The organism is Acidovorax sp. SUPP1855 (genome assembly GCF_030158955.1).
In the GTDB taxonomy this organism is placed as follows: domain Bacteria; phylum Pseudomonadota; class Gammaproteobacteria; order Burkholderiales; family Burkholderiaceae_C; genus Paracidovorax.
This window is the reverse complement of sequence record NZ_BQXI01000018.1, coordinates 16,386-36,480: the sequence shown is the minus strand read 5'-3', so window position 1 is coordinate 36,480 and position 20,095 is coordinate 16,386. Positions and strand designations below refer to the sequence as shown.

General features: G+C 69.2%; 17 protein-coding genes. 6 read left to right on the top strand and 11 right to left on the bottom strand.

Translation table 11 applies throughout. From position 1 onward, the window contains the following. The first annotated feature begins 100 nt into the window (after window positions 1-100). Window positions 101-946 carry a phosphatase PAP2 family protein gene (locus AVMA1855_RS16150; RefSeq protein ID WP_284426494.1) on the top strand — a complete coding sequence of 282 codons (846 nt, stop codon included), beginning with the start codon at window positions 101-103 and terminating at the stop codon, window positions 944-946. Window positions 947-954: 8 nt separating this feature from the next. Here the strand turns inward: AVMA1855_RS16150 and AVMA1855_RS16145 are convergent, their stop codons facing one another. Then, window positions 955-2,196, bottom strand: coding sequence for an MFS transporter (locus AVMA1855_RS16145; RefSeq protein ID WP_284426493.1), 1,242 nt, complete (start codon window positions 2,194-2,196; stop codon window positions 955-957). A 172-nt stretch (window positions 2,197-2,368) separates the two neighbouring features. Between AVMA1855_RS16145 and AVMA1855_RS16140 the strand changes: the two genes are divergently transcribed. Both AVMA1855_RS16140 and AVMA1855_RS16135 read left to right on the top strand, forming a co-directional pair. After that, complete coding sequence (locus AVMA1855_RS16140) at window positions 2,369-3,079, top strand: haloacid dehalogenase type II (RefSeq protein ID WP_284426492.1); 711 nt, start codon at window positions 2,369-2,371, stop codon at window positions 3,077-3,079. Between the two features lie 627 nt (window positions 3,080-3,706). Next, window positions 3,707-3,883: a hypothetical protein gene (locus AVMA1855_RS16135; RefSeq protein ID WP_284395278.1), complete on the top strand. Its 177-nt coding sequence runs from the start codon at window positions 3,707-3,709 to the stop codon at window positions 3,881-3,883. A gap of 37 nt (window positions 3,884-3,920) precedes the next feature. On the opposite strand, the gene AVMA1855_RS16130 is transcribed toward AVMA1855_RS16135, so the two are convergent. From AVMA1855_RS16130 to AVMA1855_RS16115, 4 genes are all read right to left on the bottom strand, one after another. After that, window positions 3,921-4,916 (bottom strand): adenylate/guanylate cyclase domain-containing protein, encoded by a 996-nt coding sequence (locus AVMA1855_RS16130; RefSeq protein WP_284426491.1) that lies wholly within the window; start codon window positions 4,914-4,916, stop codon window positions 3,921-3,923. 268 nt (window positions 4,917-5,184) lie between these two features. Then, window positions 5,185-7,101 carry a CocE/NonD family hydrolase gene (locus AVMA1855_RS16125; protein ID WP_284426534.1) on the bottom strand — a complete coding sequence of 639 codons (1,917 nt, stop codon included), beginning with the start codon at window positions 7,099-7,101 and terminating at the stop codon, window positions 5,185-5,187. A 21-nt stretch (window positions 7,102-7,122) separates the two neighbouring features. Next, on the bottom strand, window positions 7,123-8,154 hold the full coding sequence (locus AVMA1855_RS16120) for a Bug family tripartite tricarboxylate transporter substrate binding protein (protein WP_284426490.1): 1,032 nt from the start codon (window positions 8,152-8,154) through the stop codon (window positions 7,123-7,125). After that, the gene (locus AVMA1855_RS16115; protein WP_284426489.1) at window positions 8,144-9,157 is read right to left on the bottom strand and encodes a porin; all 1,014 of its coding nucleotides are present in this window, start codon (window positions 9,155-9,157) and stop codon (window positions 8,144-8,146) included. The genes AVMA1855_RS16120 and AVMA1855_RS16115 overlap by 11 nt, the downstream gene beginning before the upstream one ends. 222 nt (window positions 9,158-9,379) lie before the next feature. Between AVMA1855_RS16115 and AVMA1855_RS16110 the strand changes: the two genes are divergently transcribed. Continuing rightward, window positions 9,380-10,306, top strand: coding sequence for a LysR family transcriptional regulator (locus tag AVMA1855_RS16110; protein WP_284426488.1), 927 nt, complete (start codon window positions 9,380-9,382; stop codon window positions 10,304-10,306). A 49-nt stretch (window positions 10,307-10,355) separates the two neighbouring features. Here AVMA1855_RS16110 and urtE read toward each other — a convergent pair whose 3' ends face one another. The 6 genes from urtE to AVMA1855_RS16080 form a co-directional block, all read right to left on the bottom strand. Then, on the bottom strand, window positions 10,356-11,060 hold the full coding sequence (gene urtE, locus AVMA1855_RS16105) for an urea ABC transporter ATP-binding subunit UrtE (RefSeq protein WP_284426487.1): 705 nt from the start codon (window positions 11,058-11,060) through the stop codon (window positions 10,356-10,358). 738 nt (window positions 11,061-11,798) lie between these two features. Beyond that, a complete protein-coding gene (urtD, locus tag AVMA1855_RS16100; protein ID WP_284426486.1) occupies window positions 11,799-12,674 on the bottom strand; it encodes an urea ABC transporter ATP-binding protein UrtD in 876 nt (291 codons plus the stop codon). Next, complete coding sequence (gene urtC / locus AVMA1855_RS16095) at window positions 12,671-13,831, bottom strand: urea ABC transporter permease subunit UrtC (protein ID WP_284426485.1); 1,161 nt, start codon at window positions 13,829-13,831, stop codon at window positions 12,671-12,673. Before urtC ends, urtD begins: the two co-directional genes overlap by 4 nt. Before the next feature lie 65 nt (window positions 13,832-13,896). Beyond that, window positions 13,897-15,474, bottom strand: a complete 1,578-nt coding sequence (gene urtB / locus AVMA1855_RS16090; RefSeq protein ID WP_284426484.1) for an urea ABC transporter permease subunit UrtB — start codon at window positions 15,472-15,474, stop codon at window positions 13,897-13,899. Window positions 15,475-15,673: 199 nt separating this feature from the next. After that, window positions 15,674-16,942 carry an urea ABC transporter substrate-binding protein gene (urtA, locus tag AVMA1855_RS16085; RefSeq protein ID WP_284395293.1) on the bottom strand — a complete coding sequence of 423 codons (1,269 nt, stop codon included), beginning with the start codon at window positions 16,940-16,942 and terminating at the stop codon, window positions 15,674-15,676. 161 nt (window positions 16,943-17,103) lie between these two features. Then, entirely contained in the window at window positions 17,104-17,562 is a 459-nt protein-coding gene (locus tag AVMA1855_RS16080; protein ID WP_284395294.1) for an Lrp/AsnC family transcriptional regulator, read from the bottom strand. A gap of 187 nt (window positions 17,563-17,749) precedes the next feature. Here AVMA1855_RS16080 and AVMA1855_RS16075 point away from each other — a divergent pair, with 187 nt between their 5' ends. Beyond that, window positions 17,750-18,358 (top strand): glutathione S-transferase, encoded by a 609-nt coding sequence (locus AVMA1855_RS16075; RefSeq protein ID WP_284426483.1) that lies wholly within the window; start codon window positions 17,750-17,752, stop codon window positions 18,356-18,358. 286 nt (window positions 18,359-18,644) lie between these two features. Continuing rightward, a complete protein-coding gene (locus AVMA1855_RS16070; RefSeq protein WP_284426482.1) occupies window positions 18,645-19,997 on the top strand; it encodes a dicarboxylate/amino acid:cation symporter in 1,353 nt (450 codons plus the stop codon). Window positions 19,998-20,095 lie beyond the last annotated feature (98 nt).

Here is a 20,095-nt window from a genome sequence, read left to right as displayed (position 1 = left end):
TTGCTGCGCGATCCATGCCACTGCCCCGCCGCCATCCCTGCCCTGCCCGCCCTGCGCAGCCACGCCCGAACCCGCGGCCCGCCCCGCCGGAGGCCCGCGCATGATGGACGTCCAGGCCATGGCCCTGTGGGCCGGATCGCACCCCCTGACCGTCTGGACCGGGGGCCTGGTCATCGCGCTGGTGGCCGCCATTGCGGCCTGGGCGGCCAACGGGCCGCTGCACACCCACGGGGCCCGGTGGGTCGCCCCCTGGGCCGAGCGCTGGGGCGCGCCGCAAAACGCCGGCGCGCGGCTGCTGGCCACCCTGTGCGTGGCTGCCCTGCTGCTGCTGGCGTGCGCGCAGGCGCTGGACGCCATCGCCGAGGAATGGGCCGCGCCCACCGCGTGGGCCCTGTTCGACGACACCCTGGCCGCCACGCTGCGCGCCACCGCCAGCGTGGCCACGCTCACCCTGTTCGCGAACCTGACCCACGCCGGCGACACCGCCGTGCTGACGGTGCTGGCCGTGGCGGTGGCCGCCGCCCTCTGGCTGCGCCGCTACCGCCTGCTGGCCCTGGGCTGGACGGCGGCACTGGCCGGCAACGGGCTGCTCACGCGCGGCTTCAAGCACACCTTCGAACGCGTGCGGCCGGTGCACACGCACGAGATCGCCGTGGCCGACGGCTTCAGCTTTCCGAGCGGGCACAGCAGCAGCTCGCTGGTGGCCTACGGCATGCTGGCCTATCTGGCGCTGCGCCTGCTGCCCGCGCGCTGGCACCTGCCGGCCGTGCTGCTGGCGGTGGCCACCGTGTTCACCGTGGGCTGGAGCCGCGTGGTGCTGCAGATGCACTTTGCCAGCGACGTGCTCGCCGGATGGCTCACCGGCGGGGCGTGGCTCGTGTGCTGCGTGATGGTGATGTCGGGCATCGGCCACTGGCGGCGCTCCCGCGCCACGCCCGTGGCCTGAGAACGTGTTCAGCCCGCCGCACGCCCCGCGCGGTCCGCCGCCAGAGACCAGCCTAACACCGCCAGCCCGCCCAGCGCCAGCAGCACGCCCACCCAGCCGGTGGAGGTCCAGCCCAGCCCGGCCGTGATCGCCACGCCGCCCAGCCAGGCTCCCAGCGCGTTGGCGCAATTGAAGGCCGAGTGGTTGAGGGCCGCGGCCAGGGTCTGCGCCTCGCCGGCCACGTCCATCAGCCGGATCTGCAGCGCCGGGCCGATGGCGACGATCGTGCCCAGCAGGAACGTCGCCGCGGCCGCCGTCACCACATGGTGCGCCGCGAACACGAAGCCGCCCAGCACCACGATGGACCACAGCAGCAGCCCGCCGATCGTGCGCATCAACGATTTGTCCGCCAGGCGGGCGCCCACCAGGTTGCCCGCCACCATGCCTGCGCCGAACAGCGCCAGCACCAGCGGCACACCGGCCAGCGGCAACCCGGCGACCTCGGTCAGCGTGGGCTTGATGTAGCTGAACACCGAGAACATGCCGCCGAAGCCGATCGCCGCGATGCCCAGCGTGAGCCACACCTGCTTGCGCCGCAGGGCGCCCAACTCGCGCCAGGGGCTGGCGCCTTCGGCCGGCGGCTGGTAGGGCACGCCCCGGCGCACCATGGCCATGGCGGCCACCGCGATCAGCCCCACGAAGACGAACGCCGCGCGCCAGCCGAACACCTGCCCCAGCCACGCCGCGATCGGCACCCCCAGCAGGGTGGCCCCGGTCAGCCCGAGCATCACCAGCCCCACCGCGTGGGCGCGCCGTCCCGGTGGCGCGAGCGACGCCGCCACCAGCGCCGCGACGCCGAAATACGTGCCGTGCGGCAGCCCCGTCACGAAGCGCAGCACGTTCAGCGACAGATACCCGGGCGCCATCGCCGAGGCGAAATTGCCCAGCGCATACACCCCCATCAACGCGATCAGCAACGCCCGCCGGCCCCAGCCCGCCGCCAGCACGGCCAGCACCGGCGCGCCGATCACCACGCCCAGCGCATAGGCGCTGATGACATGGCCCGCCTGCGGAATGCTCACGCCGATGTCGCGCGCCACCTCGGGCAGCAGGCCCATGATGACGAACTCGCCGGTGCCGATGGAAAACCCGCCCAGGCCCAGCGCCAGCACGGCGCGCAGCAGCGTGCGGTCGTCCCTGGCGGGGGCGGCGGGAGAAGGCGTGGCCGCCAGGGCGTCGGGGGATGGGGAAGGGATGGAAGGCGTGGTCATGAAGCAATGGCCGGCGGGGCGAATCAGGGTTAACCCGCAGGCCGGAGACCATATCACGCTCCGCCGCGCTCCGCAGGCCGGGGGACATCGCAGAACGCCCCGCTATGCTGGGGCTGCATCGGCCTGCCCCTCGGGTGAGCCACCTCGCATCCATCCCCTCCAAGGAGCCCCCATGAACGACCAACCCTGGCACGGCGTGCGCGTGCTGGCATTCGACATCTTCGGCACCGTGGTGGACTGGCACGGAAGCATCGTGCGCGAGGTGCAGGCCCTCTATCCGCAGGTGGACGCCGACGCCTTCGCGCTGGCCTGGCGCGAGGGCTACCAGCCCGCCATGCAGCGCGTGCGCAGCGGCGAACTGGGCTGGACCCGCATCGACGAACTGCACCGCCTGATCCTGGACGGCCTGCTGCCCCGCTTTGGCCTGCAGCACCTGACCGAGCCCGAGCGCCAGCACCTGAACCGCGTGTGGCACCGGCTCGACCCCTGGCCCGACAGCGTGGAGGGCCTGCAGCGCCTGAAGCGCCGCTACACGATCACCACACTCTCCAACGGCAACATCGGCCTGCTGACGAACATGGCCAAGCGCGCCGGCCTGCCCTGGGACTGCATCCTGAGCGCCGAGGTGTTCCGCGCGTACAAGCCCGATCCCTCGGTGTACCAGGGCGTGGCCCGCACGTTCGACCTGGCGCCGGGGCAGGTGATGATGGTGGCGGCCCACCACGAGGACCTGGGGGCGGCGCGGGAATGCGGGCTGCGGACGGCCTACATCGAGCGGCCGTGGGAGTTCGGCAGGGCGAGACCGAAGGACGTGTCACCGCAGGCGGGAAACGACTGGCATGCGGAGAGTCTGGTGGGGCTGGCGGAGCGACTGGGCGCGTAAGCCGGCACGCGAGGCGCCAGCATCTCACGGGGGACGGCGGCAGGTAAGCTCGCCGTATAACCACAGTGCCGAGGGATGGATGACCGAACAAACGTTGATGTGTCGACGCGACGGCTGCAGCAAGCCCGTCGAAATATCCGATCCAGGCCCGATGCGCCGGTTCATCCTCCAACTCCAGCAGTTGTACCGGGCCTCGACGCTGGCCGGTGACAACGCGGCGCAGTATGGGGCCGACATCGCGGTGAACTCCAGAGCCCTTGGGCTCCATTGGCACACGTCCCCGGCGCCGTCGCGGTGCTATGGACACCCGAAATAGCACCAACCACCGCACTCACGCTCGGAACGGCAGGTTATGGCTTCGCCGCTCTGCCCAAGAACCTGATTCACTTCACTACGACAGCCGGTGCTGCAGGGATAGCGCGCACCGCAGTGATCCGAGCCAGCGCTTTCCCCCGTCATGGCATCTATGGCCCAGGTGTCTATATGGCGCGCATCGGGCGCCCATCAATCTGATCGTGGCAGCGCAGGCCCGGGTTCCGATCATGCTGGCCACGCCAGCGGGCACGGCACGTATCCTCCCTTACCTGGTGTAGGTGAGATGGGGACTCAACGGCTTAAGGTCATCCGATGAGCAAACGGAAACCCTCCGACTATCTTCAAACGGCAACAATCTGGTTTGCCTGGGCCTGCTGGGCCATCGCCTACTGGCAATCGAGTTGGTGGTGGGTGGCGGGGTCCATGGTTCCTTATCTTCTTTCGCAGAGCTTCGGCCACCTTTTGGACCAAGACAAAGACGGCGGATGAATCGCCAGGCCGCAGCCTCTTCGGGATTACCGAATGCTCAACCCGCCACCATCCCCTGCACGAACCGCCGCACGCGCGCATCGAACTCCGCGCTGGTCGCGGTGAACTCCACCCCCGCCAGCACCTGATCGCCCACCGGCTTGAGGGTGACCACGCGGGCGTACACGTCCCGGGCCGGGTAGTGCACCAGCGGCAGGTCGAAGGCCAGGCGCAGCTCGCCATGCAGCGGCACGGTGCCGTTCAGCTCCAGCAGCGCGCCGTGGTAGCCCATGTCGCGCAGGATGCCAGGCACGGCATGGGGCATGACCATGCCGTCCTGCACCAGTTGCCAGCTGCACGGCAGGCGCGCCTCCACGCGGTGGCTGCGGCGGAACTCCTGGCGCGGCACCTTGAGCTTGCGGCTGGGCACCGCCACCAGTTCGCGCATGGACAGCGGCTCGTCGCGCCCCTTCACGAAGACCTGCATGGGCGGGGCCACCGAGGCCATGCTCCAGCAGCGCTGGTACACGGACTCGCTGACCAGCACCTGCCCGCGCAGGGCGAAGGTGCGCAGCTGCTGGGCCTCGACCACCACGTCGCCCAGCAGCACGGGCGACTGGCGCACGCCCGGCGCACCGCCGAAGCCCCCCACCAGGGCCGGGCCGCAGGCGATGCCGATGCCCAGGTAGATGGACGGCAGGCGGTCTTGCAGGAAGGCGTCGTTGAGATCGCGCGTGGCCATCTGCAGGGCCAGGGCGCACATGGCGGCGCGGTGCACGTCGTCGTCAGGGCCACCGCTCCTGGCCGGATCGGCGCCCGGTGCCTCGGCGGGCGCTGCCAGCCCGAAGACCACTGCCCCGGCATCGCCGGTGAGGTGGTCCACCTCGGCGCCGTAGCGGGCCAGCACGCCGTGCAGGCAGGCCAGGATGCGCTCCACCCAGGCCAGGGACTGGTCGGGCGGCAACTGGGCGGCCAGCTGGGAGAAGTCGCGCAGGCCGATCTTGAGCAGCGTCACCTCGCGCGGCTGCAGGTGCGGGCCGGCGGCGGGGGGCAAGGAAGGGGGAACGGAGGTCTGCGGGTGCGGGAGGGGGGGTGCCGGGGCGTCGCCAGGGGGGAAAGAGGACATGGGGGCGCGGTGCTTTCTCTTCGGGGTGGCCTTTGGGAACTGCGGGCGACGCGCCGGCCTTCTTCGCAGGGAGGGCGGGAGGGCACCCGGCCGCGCGGCAGGCGCTCGCACGGCAAGCATAGAGGGCCCGCGTTGCCATGGTCAAGGCGGGCGGCCATTCTCCCCTATGGCGCCTTCGCCCCCTGCCGGGCCAGCGTCATCCGCCCGTGCCGGCCCCCGCGGCAGGCGCCCCACCCACGGCCTGCATCGGCAACACCACGCGGGACGCGCGCCCCGGCCCCATGTGCACGGTGTTGAACGCCACCACCCGGGGCCCCGCGCTCCCCTCGGGCGCACCGGTGTTGGGATTGACGTCGAAACGCGGGAAGTTGCTGCTCGAAATGTCGAGCCGGATCCGGTGGCCCCGGCGAAACAGGTTGGACGTGGGCATGGGCTCGATCGTGATCTGCACGGCCTCGCCAGGCACCATCAGTCCGGGGTGCTCCCACGAGTCGCGGTAGCGGCAGCGCAGGATGCCGTCGGTCAGGTTCATCGCATACCCCTCGGGATGGTCTTCGCTCGGCGGGTACTGGTCGATCAGCTTGGCCGTGAAGTCGGTGTCGGGCGCGGTGGACGAAACCCACAGCTCGATCACCACGGGGCCGGTGACCTCCACGTCGCACTCGAGCGGCGGCGTCTGGAACACCAGCACGTCGTCCCGTCCGGCCAGCGGCCCGAAAGGCGCCCGCGCGCCGAACACGCCGCCGTGCGTGCACTGGTCGTAGGCGCCGGCCACCATCAGGGGCTCCCCGGAGGTGACCGAGCCGCCGATGGTGGGCACCGGGTTCGCGGGGTCGAAGCGGAAGGTCGCCTCACCCGCGCGCTCCGGTATGGCCCGGGTCAGCAGCCCGCCCGGCGCGAGGTACCACGGCGCCAGGGTGGTGCCCGGCAGGGGCCAGTCGGCGGCACGGCGCCAGGCCCCGCCGTGGTCGAGCCGGCCTTCGGGCGTGCGCCGCCCCGATCCCCCGCCCATGCGGAAGTAGCGCACGGCACCGGCCTGTCCCTCGGGCAGGGGCTGCCCGCGCAGCCAGTGGTTGAACCAGGCGAGCCGCATCTGCACATAGTCGGGTGCCAGCGTGCCGTCGAGCACCGCATCGGGCCCGAAGTCCACGTCGCCCGCATACGGCACGCTGCGCTCGCCGTGGGTCCAGGGGCCCAGCACCATGCGCACGTCGCCGTGCTTGCGCTGCGAAAGGCCGAGATAGTTGTCGGTGGTGGTCTGGGCGTACGGGTCCCACCAGCCGCACATCAGCAGCACGGCCACGCCCTCGAACGCGCCATAGTGCCCTGCCGCATACAGCTCGGGCTGGCGCCAGTGGTCGTCGAAGCGGCCGCGCTCCCATTGCCCGAAAAGATAGTCCTCGTACTCGGGCGCCCACTGCAGGGGCGAGTCGCCCCGCGTCCAGGGAAGGCGCAGGAACCATTCGCCGATGTCGGCCTGCTCCAGCGCCTGGCGTGCCGCTTCCCCGATGCGGTTGCTGCCGCTGAGGGCATTGCGCAGCGCCCAGACCGCCTGCTTCATCTCGAACGCGCCCCCATGGCGGATGCCGCCGCGGTAGGCGTTGGCGAAGCCGCCGCATTCGAGGAACATCGCCTTGAGCCCCGCCGGCCGCTGGCTGGCCAGCGCGGTCTGGGTGTGGGCGGCATACGACAGCCCGTAGGTGCCCACCGCGCCGTTGCACCAGGGCTGCGCCGTGATCCACGCCATGGTGTCGGCGCCGTCGTGGGCCTCGCCCAGGTATTTGGTGAACTGCCCTTCGGAGCCAAAGCGGCCGCGGCAGTCCTGCACCACCACCGCGTAGCCCTCCCGTGCGAACCGCTCGGCCACTTCGCCGCGCCGCATCGGCCGGGGGTCGGCCGCCGTGCGCTCGCGCCGGGTTTCGGCATCCTTGCCGTAGGGCGTGCGCTCCAGCAACACCGGCAGCGGGCCGGCGCCGGGGGCCGGCAGGTACACGTCGGTGGCCAGGCGCACCCCGTCGCGCATGGGGACCCAGCAGGTGTGCCGGGTCACGCCGCTGGCTGCGGCGGTAGTGGTGGTGGCGCTGGCGGCGGCGTCCGCCGACGGAATCGTCATCGTGTTCATGGACGGCTCGCCTCAGTCGAGTTTGAGGTTGCGGTCCTTGACCAGCCTGGCCCAGCGGGCCGTGTCTTCCTGCATGAAGCGCGCCAGCTCCTGCGGCGTGGTGGGTGCGGGCTCGGCCCCCTGCGCCACGAGCAGGGCGGTCACCTCGGCGTCATTCAGCGCTGCGCCGAGCACCTTGCTGATGTTCTGCACCCGGTCCGCCGGCGTGCCCGCGGGGGCGAACAGCGCATACCAGATGTCGTATTCGAAGTTCTTCAAACCGGCCTCGGCCATGGTCGGCACTTCGGGGAAGGCGCGCGAACGCTTGGCGCTGGCCACCGCCAGCGGCACGAGCTTGCCGGCCTTGATCTGCGCCGCCACGCTGGGAACGGCGTTGATGCCCAGCTGCACGTACCCGCCCGCCAGCTCGTTCACCGCCGGGCCACCCCCCTTGTACGGGATCTGCACCATGCGCGTGCCCGTGGCGGCCTGGAACAACTCCATCGACAGGTGCCCCGGGCTGCCGTTGCCGCTGGTGCTGTAGTTGAGCGCGCCGGGGTCCTTGCGGGCCAGCGCGATGAGTTCCTGCACCGTGCGGACCTTGAGGCTCGGGTGCGTGGTGAGGATGGGCACGTTGACCACCACCCGCCCCACGGGCACGAAGTCGCGCGACGGGTTGTACGTGAGCTTGCTGGACAGCAGCGGTGCCGTCACCATGCCCGAGCCCGCCCCCATCAGCAGCGTGTGGCCGTCGGGCGGTGCCGATGCGACCGCCTGGAAGCCGGCCGCCCCGGGCCGGTTGTCGATGATGACCGGCTGGCGCCACTGCTCCGACATCTTGCGTGCCACCACCCGCATGGCCGTGTCGGCCGCGGCACCCGCCGGGAACGGAATCACGATGCGCACCGGCTTGTCGGGAAACTCGGCGGCCGGCGCCGCATGGGCGCCCGCCCCCCACAGGGCCAGGCCCGCCAGACCGGCCGCCAGCAACGGCCGGGCCCGGTGCCCGGAAACGGGGCGCGAAAGGAAGGCCCGCAGGGCCGCACAGCTGGCCTTAGAAATCATGTCGCACTCCTGCGCCCACGGCGCGTACCGCCACATTGCTGCGGCTCGAATCGATTCCGTCGCGGTCGAAGAACGCCTGCAACTCCGTGCGCTTGGACAGCGCATACGTATACGCCACCTGCTGGCGCTTGCGAAGGCCTCGCACGGAGGCCTGCACGTCCCGCTGCATCACGTTGACCACCAGCGCGTGCGGGCCGGCGGAGAACCGGCTGCCCACCAGCCAGTAATCGACATCGGTGCGCGCGGTGGCCGAGGCCTTCGCATACGCATCGCGGCCCAGCAGCACATAGGGCTCGATGGCACCGAAGTCGTAGCGCACCCCCACCTGCCACTTGCTCGAAAACTCGTTGGCCAGCAGGCCGCCCGGGCGCGTGTCCCGGCCGTAGCCGATGCCCGCCGACCAGGGCCCGGCCGCGTAGTTCAGCCCCAGGTCGAGCGACTTGGCGCCGTTTTCCTGATCGGGCGTCCGGGTGTCGCCGCGCAGGTAGTAGCGGGCCCGCACGTTGACGCCGCCCCAGGTGGGGCTCTGGTAGCCCACCGCGTTGGAGGTACGGTTGCGTGCATTAAGAATGGACGTGCCGATGGCCGTGGCCCCGGCGTCGTTGGCGGCGAACGAGGTGATGCGCGTGACCTGCGAATACAGGGGCGATCCGGTCGGATTGGCGGAATCCAGCCGGCCCAGCGCCACCGTCCCCGCGCTGCCGCGCACTGCCACGTAGCTGTTGCGGTAGGCGGGCGTGGTGGCGGCTCCGGTGTCCGCGTCCAGCCCCATCTCCACGCCGAACAGGGCGGCCATGCCGTCGCCCAGGTCCTCCTTGCCCCGAAAGCCCAGGCGCGACGCGTTGTCGCGCTCCTCCGTCACCGAGCCCGCATTGCCGGTCTTGACATGGTTGATGCTCAGTCGCACCTGGCCGTACGCCTGCAGGTCCTGCGCCCAAGCGGGCGGCGCGGCCGATAAGAACAGGCCGCTGGCAGCCAGTGCGAAGGGAAATGGGGGCCTCATAACGTCTTGCTCCTTGGGGTGGCGTCGTGCCGGTGTTGGCGGATGACGCTGCTGATTCTGTGGAGCGGGGTCCTTCGCCACAACGCTATGACAAAGGCGGATGACCCTATGCATCCGGTCGCATGTTTGCGCCGCGCCGCGACCGGTGCAAAGATGCGGGACGGCCCCACGCGCCCGTTGGCTGGCGCGCGCATCCCGGGGGCCGGCGCACCGTCCATGCCCATGAACTTCAAGCAACTCGAAGCCTTCCACGCCATCATGCTCAGCGGCTCCACCACCGGCGCGGCCGAGCGCCTGGGCCTGTCGCAGCCCGCCATCAGCCGGCTGCTGGCCCAGCTGGAGGAGGACTTGGCCCTGCGCCTGTTCGTGCGCGAGAAAGGCCGCCTGAGCCCCACCGCCGAAGCCCACGCGCTGCTGCACGACGCCCAGGGCCTGATGGATTCGGCCCAGTGCTTTCGCCGCCATGCCGAGCAGTTGCGCCTGGGCGGCTTCAAGCGCCGGCTGCTCAAGGTGGCCGTGCCCAGCACCCTGGCGACCACGCTCATGCCCGTGCTGGCCCGGCGCTTCATGCAGGCCCATCCCGATGTGGTGCTGGAAGTGCTGTCGGGCTCGTACAACGACGCGGAGCGCGCACTGCTCAGCCGCGACGCGGACATCGGGCTGGTGCGGCTGCCCATGGAAATGCCCGGGCTCGCCACCCGCGCCCGCCTCGACTCCGAGGCCGTGTGCATCATGCCCAAGGGCCACCCGCTGGAAAACCTGAACGAGGTCGGCGCCACCGACCTGATCGACGCCAGCCTGATCCTGCTGGGCCGGCAGCGGCAGATACGCCACGACATCGACATGGCGTTTCGCCAGCGGCGGGTGCAGCCGCGCGTGGCCCTGGAGGTGCACTCCATCAGCGAGGCCTGCGCCCACGTGGCCCAGGGGCTGGGCGTTTCCATCGTGAACGCCCTGCTCGCACAGCACTGCCCGCACGCTGCGATCGCCTCGCGCCCGTTCCGCCCCCGCATCGCCTACCAGCTGGGCATCGCCACGGTGGCCCAGGCGGCGGCATCGCCCCTGCACGACACGTTCACGCAGCTCCTGGTGGAGGGGCTGGTTTCGCCCCCGGGGGATGCCGGGGCGGCCACGGCGCAGCCGGCCTAGGGCGCGGGTTCACGCGCTGGCAGCGGCGATCGCCCGCCAGCGCTCCGGTTCAGATCGCCACGAGGTGGCGGATGCCCTTGGCCTGCATCTCGCTGCCCGGGCCCCGGGCGATGACTTCGCCGCGCTCCATCACGAGGTATTCGTCGGCCAGTTCCTCGGCGAAGTCGTAGTACTGCTCGCACAGCAGGATGGACACGGGGTGCCCGTCCAGCCCGTGGTCGGCCAGCTGGCGGATGACCCGGCCGATGTCCTTGATGATGCTGGGCTGGATGCCTTCGGTGGGCTCGTCCAGGATCAGCAGGCGCGGGCTGGGCGCCAGCGCCCGCGCGATGGCGAGCTGCTGCTGCTGCCCGCCCGACAGGTCGCCGCCGCGGCGGCCGAGCATCTGCTTGAGCACCGGAAAGAGTTCGTACAGATGGGGCGGCACGGGGGTGGCGCCGCTCTTGTAGGCCAGGCCCATGCGCAGGTTTTCTTCGACCGTGAGGCGGCCGAAGATCTCGCGGCCCTGCGGGACGAAGCCGATGCCGGCGCGGGCGCGGTCGTAGGGGGTTTTGGCCTGAATGGGTTGGCCTTCCCAGGTGATGGTGCCGCTTTGGATGGGGACGAGGCCCATGAGGCTCTTGAGCAGGGTGGTCTTGCCGACGCCGTTGCGGCCGAGGAGGACGGTGACTTTGCCGGGGGGGGCGGTGAGGCTCACGTCGCGCAGGATGTGGGAGCCGCCGTAGTACTGGTGGAGGTTTTGGACGGTGAGCATGGGTTTTTGATGTCTTTTGGGCTTGATGCCCTAGTGTTCATTGGTCTGGATGCTATTGTTTTTATAGTAGCTTGCTGGTTTGGGTTTCGGGGCCGGGTCTCGGCCCGGCGGCCGAGGTACTTTTCTTTGCTTCGCCAAAGAAACGTACCCAAAAGAAAGGCGACCCTACTGTCCGTGTCCCCTGCGCTGCGCTCCGGGGCAACCTGCGGTGCTCGCGGCTGGCGGGGTCCGCGCAAACTCGCTCCACTGCGTTGCGCTCAAACAGCGCGCGGCCCTTTTTCCGCCAGCCGCTGCGCTCCTCGGCACGGCCAGAAGGGAACCCGACAGCCGAACTGCCCACACGGGCCATTGCTTCGCTCGGCCTCCGGTGCGCAGGCGCTGTGCGCCGCGCACACTGGGCCGAGCGCAGCGATGGCCCGGATGGCGGGTTCCCTTCTGGATGCGCCTGCGGCGCGCAGGGCGCGGGGTGGCAGGTGTGCCGCAGGACACACCTGCTTCGTGATCTGACTCGCCGTGGTTGTCCGAGCGCAGCGCGCAGCGCGAAGCGAGTTCCACGGCGCACCCCGTGCACGAGCACCGCAGGTTGCCCGGAGCGAAGCGCAGGGACGCAGCCAGCAGGGTCGCCTTTTCTTTGCTTACTTTCTTTTGGCGAAGCAAAAGAAAGTGAGTGCGCCGCCGGGCGCAACTCCCGGCCCCGGAACGTAACTGAACAGCAAACGAAAAAAACAACCCGACCCATCACCGCCCCAGATAAACCTCAATCACCCTCTCATCCCCCTGCACCTGATCCAGCGTCCCCTCCGCCAACACCGCCCCCTCGCACAACACCGTCACCTTCTCCGAAATCGTCCGGATGAACGACATGTCATGCTCCACCACCATCAGCGAGTGCCGCCCCTTCAAGGTCAGGAACAGCTCCGCCGTCCGCGCCGTCTCCTCGTCCGTCATCCCCGCCACCGGCTCGTCCAGCAGAAGCAGCTTCGGGTCCTGCATCAGCAGCATCCCGATCTCCAGCCACTGCTTTTGCCCATGGCTCAGATTGCCCGCCATGCGCGTCACGCTGCCGGCCAGGTGGATGGTGTGCAGCACCTCGGCCAGCCGGTCCGCCTGCGCGGAATCCAGGCGAAAGAACAGGCTCGAGGCCACGCCCTTGTGCGTCTTCAAGGCCAGCTCCAGGTTCTCGAACACGGTGAGCTGCTCGAACACCGTGGGCTTCTGGAACTTGCGGCCGATTCCCAGGCCAGCGATCTCCGGCTCGTTGTGCCGCAGCAAGTCGATCGTGCTGCCGAAGAACACGGTGCCGCGGTCCGGGCGGGTCTTGCCGGTGATGATGTCCATCATCGTGGTCTTGCCCGCGCCGTTGGGGCCGATCACGCAGCGCAGCTCGCCCGGCGCGATGTCCAGGTTCAGGCCGTTGATGGCCTTGAAGCCGTCGAAGCTCACGTGCACGTCTTCCAGGTACAGGATGCGGCCGTGGGCCACGTCCACCTCGCCGGGCACGGCCACGCGCGAGAAGCCGGCCGAGCGGCCCCCGGACTCGGTCTGCCCCGTGCGTGCCGCCGGGGCGTCGCCCGCGATGCGGCGCGCGCCTTCTTCCATCAGATCGGGGGTCATTGCGCGCCCTCCTTTGGCTTCGCGCTGCCGCGCAGTGGCTGGCGCGCGTCGTCCACCACCTTGCGCGGGCGCCGCAGCAGGCCCACGATGCCATTGGGCAGGAACAGGGTGACGGCGATGAACAGCGCCCCCAGGAAGTACAGCCAGAACTCCGGTGCGGTCACGGTGAGCCAGCTCTTGGCGCCGTTCACCAGGAAGGCGCCCACGATGGGGCCGATGAGCGTGGCGCGCCCGCCCACGGCCGCCCACACGGCGATCTCGATGGAGTTGGCGGCGCTCATCTCGCCGGGATTGATGATGCCGACCTGCGGCACGTACAGCGCGCCGGCCACACCGCACATCATGGCGCTGATGGTCCAGATGGTGAGCTTGTAGGGCAGCGGCGAGTAGCCCGAGAACATGACGCGCGTCTCCGCATCGCGCACCGCCTGCAGCACGCGGCCGAATTTGCTGCGCACCAGCCAGCGCCCGAGCAGGAACGAGCCCAGCAGCGCCAGCCCCGTGAGCACGAAGAGCAGCATGCGCATGTTCTGCGTGGCGATCGGCTGCCCCAGGATGCGCTTGAAATCGGTGAATCCGTTGTTGCCGCCGAAGCCCGTCTCGTTGCGAAAGAACAGCAGCATGGCGGCATACGTCATGGCCTGCGTGATGATCGAGAAATACACGCCCTTGATGCGCGAGCGGAAGGCGAAGTACCCGAACACGAAGGCGACCAGCCCCGGCACGGCCACGACGAGGACCAAGGTGGCGGCGAAGCTGTCCGACAGCGCCCAATGCCAGGGCAGCTCCTTCCAGTCCAGGAACACCATGAAGTCCGGCAGGTCGCTCTGGTAGTTGCCGTCGCGGCCGATCTGGCGCATGAGGTACATGCCCATCACGTAGCCGCCCAGGGCGAAGAACAGGCCGTGGCCCAGGCTCAGGATGCCGGTGTAGCCCCAGATGAGGTCCATGGCCAGCGCGCAAATGGCGTAGCACATGATCTTGCCCAGCAGCGCCACCGCGTAGTCGGACAGGTGCAGCGGGCTGCCGGCGGGCAGCCACAGGTTGAGCACGGGCGCCACCGCGCACACGGCGATGAGCGCGACGATGAACGCCGACCAGCCGGACCGCGTGAGCAGCGGCGCTGGCGCAGGAAGGGAGATGTCTCGATGGGGCATGGGCTTCTTCTAGGCAGGCAGAGGCAGGTGGCGCGGCAGGCGGCGATGAAGACGACGACGGGCGCTCATGCCTCCCTCCCCTTCATCGCGAAGATGCCCTGCGGCCGCTTCTGGATGAACACGATGATGAAGACCAGCACGGCGATCTTGGCCAGCACGGCGCCCGTCCAGCCTTCGAGGAACTTGTTGAGCACGCCCAGGCCCAGCGCCGCGTACACGGTGCCCGCCAGTTGGCCCACGCCGCCCAGCACCACGACCATGAACGAATCGACGATGTAGCCCTGCCCCAGGTCGGGCCCCACGTTGCCGACCTGGCTCAGGGCGCAGCCGGCCAGGCCGGCGATGCCGGAGCCGAGGGCGAAGGCATAGGTGTCCACGCGGGCGGTGTTGACGCCCATGCACGACGCGATGGGCCGGTTCTGCGTGACGCCGCGCACGAACAGGCCCAGCCGCGTGCGGCCGATGAGATAGGCCACGCCACCCAGCACGGCGAACGCGAAGGCCACGATGATCACGCGGTTCCAGGGCAGTTGCAGGTTGTCCATGAGCTGCACGCCGCCGCTCATCCACGCGGGGTTTTCCACGCCCACGTTCTGCGCGCCGAACACGGTGCGCACGAGCTGCTGAAGCATCAGGCTGATGCCCCAGGTGGCCAGCAGCGTCTCCAGTGGCCGGCCGTAGAGAAAGCGGATCACGCTGCGCTCCAGCGCCGCGCCCATGAGGGCGGAGGCGCAGAACGCGGCCGGCACAGCGGCCACCAGGTACCAGTCGAAGGCGCCGGGCAGGTATTTCTGGAACAGGCCCTGCACCACGTAGGTGGCGTAGGCACCGATCATCATCAGCTCGCCGTGCGCCATGTTGATGACGCCCATCAGCCCGTAGGTGATGGCCAGCCCCAGCGCCACCAGCAGCAGGATGGACCCCAGGCTCACACCCGAGAACAGTGCGGCGAGCTTCTCGCCCCACTGCAGCCGGCCTTCCACCGAGGCCAGCGCGGACTGGATGGCCGCCTTCACCTTGGGGTCGGCCTCCTGGCGCAGTTGCTCCAGCAGCACGGTGCGCGTGGCGGGGGTGCCGCTGGCGGCCAGGTACTGCGCGGCCTCCAGGCGGTGGGCCGCGTCGCTGTCGGCCAGCAGCATGCGCGCGCGGATGGCTTCGAGCCGCCCGCGCAGGCCGGCATCTTTCTCGGCGGCGAGGGCCTTTTCGATCAGGGGCAGGCGCGCGGCGTCGGTCTCTTCCTTGAGCGACTCGATGGCGGCGCGGCGCTGGGCTGCGTCGGGCGACAGCAGTTGCAGCGAGGCCAGCGCGGCGTCGAACTCGCCGCGCATGCGGTTGTTGTTGACGATGTCCTCCGCATCGTCGGGCACCGGCACCTCGGCGCCGATGGCGGGGTCCAGCCCCTTGCCGTCCTTGATGGTGATGGCACGGTCGCCCGCGATCTTGACCGCATCGTCAGCCATCGCGCGGATGAAGGCCAGCGTCGCATCGTCGGGCGTGGCGATGGCCTGCTGCAGCGCGGCGATGCGCTCGTCGGTCTCGCCCGCCGCCATGGCACGCGCGGCCTGCGGCGTGAGCGCGTGCGCCTGCACCGCCGCGCAGAGCAGCAGGCAGGCGATCAGGCGGTGAAAGAAGGTGGGAAGCATGGTGAGGGGAAGGTCGTCACGAACAAGAAAGGATTGCGATCACGGACTGCTTCGTCATGCCACGTGCACCAGCGCGGCCCAAGCCAGCAGACGCCGCGGAACCGGCTTTGCCGGGCCGCTGGCGTCGTCCCCCCTCCCGCGCAGCGCAGCGCAGCGAAGCGAGAGAGGGGGTGAAGGCGCGCAGCGCCTCAGGGGGGTGTCACTTCGACTTGCCGTCCGGTTCGTCCTTCTTCTTGTCGTTGCCTTCGATGTACGGGCTCCAAGGCTTGGCCTTGACCGGGCCGGGCGTCTTCCACACCACGTTGAACTGGCCGTCGGCCTTGATCTCGCCGATGAACACGCTCTTGTGCAGGTGGTGGTTCTTCTCGTCCATCTTGCTCACGATGCCGCTGGGCGCCTGGAAGGTCTGGCCGGCCATCGCGGCGATGACCTTGTCCACATCGGTGCTCTTGGCCTTCTCGACGGCCTGCTTCCACATGTGGATGCCGATGTAGGTGGCCTCCATCGGGTCGTTGGTGAGCGGCTTGTCCATGTGGCCGGGGATTTTCTTGGCGCGGGCGTAGTCGCTCCACTGCTTGATGAAGGCGGTGTTGGTGGGGTTCTTGATGGACATGAAGTAGTTCCATGCCGCCAGGTGGCCCACGAGCGGCTTGGTGTCCACGCCGCGCAGTTCCTCCTCGCCCACCGAGAAGGCCACCACCGGCACGTCCTTGGCCTTGAGGCCCGCGTTGCCCAGTTCCTTGTAGAAGGGCACGTTGGAGTCGCCGTTGATGGTGGAGACCACCGCCGTCTTGCCGCCCTGGCTGAACTTCTTGATGTCGGCCACGATGGTCTGATAGTCGGCATGGCCGAAGGGCGTGTACTTTTCGTCGATGTCGCTGTCCTTCACGCCCTTGGACTTCAGGTAGGCGCGCAGGATCTTGTTCGTGGTGCGGGGGTACACGTAGTCGGTGCCCAGCAGCACCCAGCGCTTGGCACCGCCGCCGTCCTTGCTCATCAGGTAGTCCACCGCGGGAATGGCCTGCTGGTTGGGCGCCGCGCCGGTGTAGAACACGTTCTTGGACAGCTCTTCGCCTTCGTATTGCACGGGGTAGAACAGCAGGCCGTTCATTTCCTCGACCACGGGCAGCACGGACTTGCGGCTCACCGAGGTCCAGCAGCCGAAGATGACCGAGACCTTGTCCTGCCCCAGCAGCTGCTTGGTCTTCTCGGCGAACAGGGGCCAGTTGGAGGCCGGGTCCACCACCACGGGCTCGAGCTTCTTGCCGAGCACGCCGCCCTTGGCGTTGATCTCGTCGATGGCCATGAGCACGGTGTCTTTCAGCACCGTCTCCGAGATGGCCATGGTGCCCGACAGGCTGTGCAGCACGCCCACCTTGATGGTGTCGGCGGCATGGGCCGGCAGCGCCGACAGGCCGGCCAGCGTGGCGATGGCCGCGAGGGCCTTGAGAGAGTAACGACGTTGCATGGTGCAGCTCCGATGAATGGGGTTCAAACCGCTCGCCCGGGGCCCCGGATAGGGGCTGTGTTCGGTCGATGGAATGGATTCTGGAGACTGCCCCCCGGGCCGCCAATACGCCAAGTGGCGTACACGGCCCCGATGCCGCGGGGCTGGCCCGACTGGCCCGCTCAGCGCCGCGGGGACCGCAGGGCGTGCACCGTGGTGGTCTTTCGCACGGGGCTCGACAGCACCAGCGACGTGGTCACCGCGCCGTGCTGGGCCAGCGCGTCGACCACGGACTGCAGGTCTTCGGGCTCGGCGATGGCGCAGCGCACGATGAAGCAGTCCTCGCCCGTCACGCGATCGGCCTCGAGGACCTCGGGCATGGACTCGAAGAGCTTCACGTAGGGCGCGATGCCGGCGTGGTCGGTCTGCACTCGGATGATGGCCTGCAGCCGCACGCCGATGGCGCGCAGGTTGACCCGCGCCCCATAGCCCTCGATCACGCCCGCGTCCTCCAGCTTGCGCACCCGCTCGCTCATGGCGGGCTGGGACAGGCCGATGCGCTTGCCCAGCGCGGCCAGGCTCTGGCGGGCATCGGTCTGCAGGGCCTCCAGGATCAGCCAGTCTTTCTTGTCGAGGGTCATGCCAGCGCTCCGGGTTGCGGGGTCGGGAAGGGAGGTTCCGATCATCCATCGGTTTGGAGGCGGCATTTCCGATGCCCTGCCCTTCGCCGGCAGGGGCTGCGCGCCTATCGTGCAAGGCCGTGCCACCGGCGTCCTCGCGGACCGCGCCCTGGCTTTCTTCGGCCCCTTTTCTCAAGGAACCCTTCCCATGCAGCTGGTTGGAATGCTGGACTCCCCCTATGTGCGCCGTGTCGCCGTATCGCTGCGGCTGCTGGAATTGCCCTTCGAGCACCTGCCCCTCTCGGTGTTCAGCACCTTCGAGGCCTTCGGCCGCATCAACCCGGTGGTGAAGGCCCCGACGCTGGTGGCCGACGACGGCACGGTGCTGATGGATTCGGGGCTGATCCTGCAGTGGGCCGGCACCCTGTCGCGCCACCGCCTTCAGCCGCTCGGTGGGCCCGCGCTGCTGCGCGATCTGCGCCTCACCGGCCTGGCGCTGGCCGCCTGCGAGAAGGCCGTGCAGCGGGTGTACGAACAGAACCTGCGTCCTGCGGACAAGCAGCATGCCCCCTGGATCGACCGCGTGAGCGGTCAGTTGCTGGCGGCCTGCGGGCAGCTCGAAGCCGAACTGGCCCGTACACCCCTGCCGGCGCCCGAGCAGGCCATCACCGATGCGGGCGTCACCATCGCCGTGGCGTGGGACTTCATGCAGAGCATGGTCGCCGATACCGTCCTGGCCGCCGACCACCCCGCCCTGGCCGCGTATGCGAAACAGGCGGAGCGGCTGCCGGCGTTTCTCGCCTGTCCGGCCCGTTGAGGGCCGCGCGCCGGCGCACGCGCCACCGGCTGCAAAGTCTGTCACCTGGCTGACATCTCGGCGATCCGGCGGCCCCGCCCGCGCGGTCGGCATGGACCGGATCGCCCCCGAAAACCGGCGCATTCCGCCACGGTGGCAGGGTGCGCGCGGCCTCCCGCCACCCCAGCGCGCGCTGCGTGTACGTATTTCCCACCATGTGGATTTCCACAATCGCGCAGGCCATGGCGGAGGCATACATTCACGCACCTCCAAAATGAGCGCTGCTGGCGACGGTACGCGCAGACCTATGCAAGAGACACGCACGCCCCCCCCCAAGAGACCCCTTTACCGCTCGCTGTACATCCAGGTGCTCTTCGCCGTCGTCGTCGGCGTGCTGCTGGGGCACTTCTACCCCGCACTGGGCGAGCAGATGAAGCCGCTGGGCGATGGCTTCATCAAGCTGATCAAGATGATCATCGCGCCCATCATCTTCTGCACGGTGGTGATCGGCATCGCGGGCATGGAAGACATGAAGAAGGTCGGCCGCACCGGCGGCCTGGCCCTGCTGTATTTCGAGATCGTGAGCACGGTCGCGCTGATCATCGGCCTGATCGTGGTCAACGTGCTGCAGCCCGGCGCCGGCATGAACGTGGATGCCTCCACCATCGACACCAAGTCGATCGCCGCCTACACCGCGCCCGGCAAGATGGGCACCACCACCGACTTCCTGATGAACATCATCCCCACCACGGTGGTCGATGCGTTCGCCAAGGGCGAGATCCTGCAGGTGCTGCTGATCGCGGTGATGTTCGGCTTCGCCCTGCACCGCTTCGGCGGCCGCGGCACGCTGGTGTTCGACTTCATCGAGAAGACCTCGCACGTGCTGTTCACCATCGTCGGCTACATCATGAAGGTGGCGCCCATCGGTGCCTTCGGCGCCATGTCGTTCACCATCGGCAAGTACGGTGTGGGCTCGCTGCTGTCGCTGGGCAAGCTGATGGGCTCGTTCTACCTGACCTGCCTGCTGTTCATCTTCATCGTGCTGGGCGCCATCGCGCGCTTCCACGGCTTCTCGATCTGGAAGTTCATCAAGTACATCAAGGAAGAGCTGCTGATCGTGCTGGGCACGTCCTCCAGCGAATCCGTGCTGCCGCGCATGATGGAAAAGATGGAGAACCTGGGCGCCAAGAAGACCACCGTGGGCCTGGTGATTCCCACCGGCTACTCGTTCAACCTGGACGGCACCTCCATCTACCTGACCATGGCCGCCGTGTTCATCGCGCAGGCCACCAACACGCCGCTGGACATCACGCACCAGATCACGCTGCTGCTGGTGCTGCTGCTCACCTCCAAGGGCGCGGCCGGTATCACGGGCAGCGGCTTCATCGTGCTGGCGGCCTCACTGTCGGCGGTGGGCCACGTGCCGGTGGCGGGCCTGGCGCTCATCCTGGGCATCGACCGGTTCATGTCCGAAGCGCGCGCGCTCACCAACCTGGTGGGCAACGGCGTGGCCACCATCGTGGTCGCCAAGTGGACCGGTGACCTCGACGAGAACAAGCTCAAGCAGCGCCTGAACGACCCGAACTGGGTGGACGCCCAGGAGCCCGAGGTGCTGCTGGACGCGAAGACCGAACGCATGGACACGAGCGGCCACCGCTGAGGCGGCAGGCTCCATGGGGCCTTGCGCCCCACCCCGTCAGGCCGGCTTTCGCCGGCCTTTTCATTGGCGTCTCCGTGGGCGCCGCTGACGGGTGGATG